6 protein-coding genes are annotated in these 4,330 nt (G+C 43.5%); 1 reads left to right on the forward strand and 5 read right to left on the reverse strand.

Annotated elements, in window-relative coordinates; all coding sequences use genetic code 11:
* Positions 1 to 343 precede the first annotated feature (343 nt).
* On the reverse strand, positions 344 to 1,567 hold the full coding sequence (locus tag Q0277_RS09830; RefSeq protein ID WP_297997630.1) for an ankyrin repeat domain-containing protein: 1,224 nt from the start codon (positions 1,565 to 1,567) through the stop codon (positions 344 to 346).
* Positions 1,568 to 2,084: 517 nt separating this feature from the next.
* Here Q0277_RS09830 and Q0277_RS09835 point away from each other — a divergent pair.
* The gene (locus Q0277_RS09835) at positions 2,085 to 2,558 is read left to right on the forward strand and encodes a hypothetical protein (RefSeq protein WP_297997632.1); all 474 of its coding nucleotides are present in this window, start codon (positions 2,085 to 2,087) and stop codon (positions 2,556 to 2,558) included.
* Here the strand turns inward: Q0277_RS09835 and Q0277_RS09840 are convergent.
* The 4 genes from Q0277_RS09840 to Q0277_RS09855 form a co-directional block, all read right to left on the reverse strand.
* A complete protein-coding gene (locus Q0277_RS09840; RefSeq protein ID WP_297997633.1) occupies positions 2,526 to 2,840 on the reverse strand; it encodes a hypothetical protein in 315 nt (104 codons plus the stop codon). The genes Q0277_RS09835 and Q0277_RS09840 overlap by 33 nt on opposite strands.
* Before the next feature lie 53 nt (positions 2,841 to 2,893).
* A complete protein-coding gene (locus Q0277_RS09845) occupies positions 2,894 to 3,190 on the reverse strand; it encodes a hypothetical protein (protein WP_297997634.1) in 297 nt (98 codons plus the stop codon).
* Positions 3,191 to 3,390: 200 nt separating this feature from the next.
* Positions 3,391 to 4,104 carry a DUF4230 domain-containing protein gene (locus Q0277_RS09850; protein WP_295151526.1) on the reverse strand — a complete coding sequence of 238 codons (714 nt, stop codon included), beginning with the start codon at positions 4,102 to 4,104 and terminating at the stop codon, positions 3,391 to 3,393.
* Between the two features lie 10 nt (positions 4,105 to 4,114).
* Positions 4,115 to 4,330 (reverse strand): hypothetical protein (locus Q0277_RS09855; protein WP_297997636.1); only part of this gene is annotated, 216 nt, incomplete at its 5' end.

Consider the following 4,330-nt stretch of genomic DNA (forward strand, 5'->3'; position numbering starts at 1 on the left):
CCAGCGTCCTAACCACTAGACGAGTGGGCCGCGAAATTTAAAACGAGATAATAGCGAAGTGTATATAAATTTTGGATTAAATTATATATTTTCAACAAAAATAATGCAAAATAAAATTTTCGCCGAAAACTTAAAGCTTTTTGGCATAGCCGTAAATCTTGGTGCTCTAGAGAGTCCGATATGCCGCCCATTCTAGATAGCACATAAATAAGTTCCGTCGTTGCAGCCATAAGCCAAATCGATATCATAAAAGCTTGCTGCACCTTGCTATCAGCATCAAAAACGCCAATAATTTTATCGCGCTGATTTAAAGCAGGTGACAAGAAACCATTTAGCATACCTTTTATTTGGCTTCTAGGCTTTTTAGATACTCATATACTCTTTTGTCCTTGTTTTTCCTTGCCCAATCCGATGGAGTTACGCTTTGGTTATGAGAACATCTAGCTTTTGGATCGGCGCCTCTTTCTACTAGATATTTTACGATTTCTAGACTATGAGAACTTGCCGCATAATTTACCATGGAGCAACCATCCCTATCCTTTGCTTTAAAATTTCCGCCGTATTTTTCTAAAAGCTTTATGAGCCTAAAACTCTTCTCATCGTCGTGTTGGCTTCCGAATACGCTCATCATCATTGCGCTATCGGTCAGTCTTTTTGCGCACTCTAGCATCGCGCGAAGCGAATTTTCGCTACCTAACATTACCGCCATTTCGATGGGAGTGGTATTTTCATGACCTTTAAAATTCGGATCGCCGCCCATTTCGCAGTATTTTTTAGCATCTTCGGCGTTGTCTGAATATGCCGTTTTATGAAGCAGCGTTTGTATCTCATCCGCGCTCAATCTCTCTTCGGTTTTGGGTGCGACGGGAGAGCTTTCGTCGTAAATCTCCTTTAATGAATTTGTACCGTAGTATTTACCCGGCTCGTCTTTAAAAATCAAATTTATACCATTTAAATCCGTAAGTTCTATAGAGTCGTTTGTTTTTAAATTTATTATCTTGTTAAAGTTAAAAACTAAATCATCCTTTTTGACCCCGCTATCAAAGATGAAAAAATGGCTAAACTCGTAAGGAAATTCGTTTTTGTATTCGGGGTTTGACGCCGGATTTATTCTAGAATCGCCGATTTCTATCTTATCGTGCCCCCATCTTTTGCCGAATATAAATATATTCGTACCCCAGCTTTTTGAAATTTTATCATCGTTCTCGCCCATTACAAAAATATCGTTTCCCCATGGGTCTTCTACATCGCTTCTGCCGCCCGTCAAAATATAGACGTTGTTATTTCCGGGGCAAACTATAGAGTGCCTCGTATCGCTTTCGGCTATAATGATCTCGTCTGCGTTTTGGTTGCAGCGAGAATTTATATCCCAATATATGGTTTTGCTAAAATTTAAACTCACGTCTTCTAATACGGTGGTATCAAATCCTTGCGTCACTAAAATCTTTTTAGGAAAATATCCTTTCGCTTGCCCGTCTTTGATAAATTTTTCCAAGCTTTGAAAGTCGGTTATATTGCCTCCAAAACAGCTGCCGACCGCCAAAAACAATATAACGATAAATCTCATATTCGCTCCTCTTTTCGAGATAAAATTTTAAAAATTATACAAAATTTGTAAGCAAAATTTACTAAAAACAGCTCAAATTTAAAAATCAAAGATAAGCGTTTTTATGCTTATAGTAATGGCGTTTGGATAGTTATAAATTTAAGCTACTCCGCTGCTTTTAAATTTAAAAAGTTAAATCCATTTTAAACAGAATTTGCGTAAAATCCCATTTCAAAAACGTATTACGCGAGCAGCGGCGGCAAAGTAAAATTTGCGGTAACTACGGCGTTAAATTAAAAGCACTCGTAACGGCGGAACTCAATAAAATTCGCGGCAGTAGCCCAAGGATGAGATATTCGGCGGCGTGCTGAGCTTAAATCATTCACAGCGACGTAAAGTACGAAGTATGCGCGGCGGCGTAAAATTAAAATTCGCAGCGGCTAAATTTAAAGCCCGCGCGGTGATAATCAAAGTAGCGCCCGTCGTTTATCTGCGCAGTGCAAGCAGCGAATCGCACATTAAAATTTAAAGGGATAAAATGAATGAAGATTTTCAAAGAGCGAAGCTGCAAGGCACGCTCGGCGCGCTCTGTCTACTGGTCGCAAGCGTGGCGTATTCTATAAAAGGCGAGATCGCGTACTTGGATTCTCAAATCTTAGTGTGGATTTTTGCCTTCACATTCCTTTACCACGCGCTTAAAAACATCCAAAATATCACGGGCCCGCAGGTCTTTATAATCTTCAAATACGCTTACAGCATTGCGCTTGCGGCGCTGCTATATTTTTCAGCCATTTATATACTCAGAAGATGTGATTGTAATAGGCTGCAAATATACGTGCCGTATTTGATGTTTGCGGTTACGGTCGCTTGGATAATTATAAATTTTAAATTGCGCGCCGCTACCGGATGCAAGCTTTTTGCCGTATACGCCGCTCTGCTAATCGTTGATGTCGGCGCAAACCTCCTCTACGGCATGGCTTCAAGTGCTAGCTCCCGAGCTTATATCGGCTAGCGTCGTAAAATACATGGCGCTAGCAAATTTAATCTTAAAGCCGTTGACGCCCGCGGTACTGCTTCTTGCGTGGCTTAATATAAAAACCCCCGCCGAAGCAAAGGATCTATGGAGCCAGGCGCAGAGATAAAATTTGCCCGCGTTTATACTCGCGCAGAGTTTAAAATTTAGACCGTGCCAGGGGCGTTTGCAAAGATAAAATTTCACGCTGCTTGCGCTGTTTTGGCAAAGACGCAGTCGCGTCAAAACCCGCTCGCTGTTCGTCTGCGCAGTACAAGCCATGAGCTATATCGGCGCGATCCTCGACAAAATTTATTAAATTTCGCACCATACGACTATAAGCCCGCTTCGCCGCACTCGTAGCCGAAAATTTTAATCCCCGTGTCGCTCTGCTCGTAGCGCAGCGCGGGGATCTTTTGCAGTAGATTTTTTAGCTTTTCCAGATCGTTTTTTCGCCCGCCGTCAAAGGCGCGCGGCACCCACACCCACGCGATCTCGTCGTATGCAAACGAGCCTACCGTAAAGCTAGCCCGCTTTGAGCCCGCCTCCCATTTGATGGAGTTTTTGATAGCATAGAAGTTTGGATAGAGGATTTTTTTGATGATAAAGCATTTGCAAAATTTAAAATCCACGAAAAACTCCGCCCACGTCGCATCCTCGGTAAAATAGCCCTTCGCGCGCAGGCGCTTTTTCTCTTTACGCAGCCTAATCGGCGCTTTTCTTTGCGGAGTTTAATCGGCTCGTAAAATCGCTGCCAAGCCCTCGCGCAGGCATCCATAAACGCGAGCATGCGGGCGAAGTAAATTTTAAAAAGCGCCTTAAAAAGCTCCATCTACTTCTCGATCTGCGATTTTAGCGATTTATCGATTGCGATCTCGTTTGAGTTTATGTCGATCGTTTGAAGCGCCTTGTCCTGGAAGATAAATCCGACCTCCTTCGCGCCGAAGCTCTTGGCGATCGCCTCCAGCGTGTCGGTTGCGGATTTGTGGATCTTGCCGCCAAGATCGTTGATGATTTTTAGCGAGAGCTGCTTGACCTCGTCCTTGGCGTCGTCGATGAGGCGGTTTTTATCGCTCTCGTCAAAGCTCGCGCCGAATAGCCCGTTTAGCGAATCGGGCAGCAAAAACGGCAGCAGCTTGGCGTTTTTCTCGTCGTAAATTTTCATATCTTTGATCGAGTATTTGTATTTGCACGGCGGCATCTTGATCTCGTAGCGATCCTCGCCCTGCGGCAGTATCGCAAACTCGGGGCTTAGTAGGTCGTAAACAAACTCGATCTCAAACTCGAAGATGATGGCGATCTGCTTTTTCGTCATCAGCGGCGAGACGAGCGAGCCCAGCAGCCCGCTGCCTACGTTTTGCTTGCGCGTGACGATCTCTTTGGAGTAAATTTTAAAAACGCTCAGCTCGCCGATGCTTTTAAGCCGCGTGATGTCGGTGGCGATCTGCGGCTTGCTCGCTTGCTCGCCGCTTTTGCGCATCTTAAAAAACATAAAAACCAAGATGCAAAATATTACTAAATTTAGAAGAAAAGCAAAATTTTCCAAATTTCATCCTTTAAAATTTTATCGGTATTTTAGCAAAATACGGCGCCGATTTGTAGTGCAATTGAAATTTTACGATTTTTGCAGCAAGAAATTTTAAAATCGTAGAACGAATTTTAAAGAAGCGAAGCATAATTATAAATTTAACGCGAGCCGTAAGGCTCGCACCGCTAGCGTTGCGCGGGTGAGGGTTGGTAAGGGGCACTCCGCTAACTCTGAGCGCCGCCCT

The organism is uncultured Campylobacter sp. (genome assembly GCF_938030815.1).
GTDB lineage: Bacteria > Campylobacterota > Campylobacteria > Campylobacterales > Campylobacteraceae > Campylobacter_B.